We start from the raw sequence: 310 nt of genomic DNA, 5'->3' as shown, positions 1-310 counted from the left end.
TTTGATGTGTCACATATGGGAGAGATCTCGATACAAGGAAAAGGTTCTTTTGAATTAATGCAGAAACTCACGACCAATGATGTGTCAAAACTTTATCCTGGTAAACTACAATACAGCTGTATGCCCAATGATACGGGGGGAATTATTGACGATTTGATGGTTTATAAAATAAGTAAATATGACTACCTTCTTGTCGTTAATGCTTCAAACATACAAAAAGATCTGGATTGGATTAAAAGACATAATTCTTTTGGAGCAGAAGTAACCAATATTTCAGATTCAATTTCTTTATTGGCTGTTCAGGGACCAA

1 pseudogene is annotated in these 310 nt (G+C 34.5%); it reads left to right on the top strand.

The window, feature by feature from the left end:
- Window positions 1-310: pseudogene (locus AB671_RS21835) on the top strand (glycine cleavage system aminomethyltransferase GcvT); the annotation flags it as partial.

Source organism: Chryseobacterium sp. BGARF1, from assembly GCF_001677955.1.
Lineage (GTDB): Bacteria > Bacteroidota > Bacteroidia > Flavobacteriales > Weeksellaceae > Chryseobacterium.
This window is presented reverse-complemented; position numbering and strand designations above follow the sequence as displayed.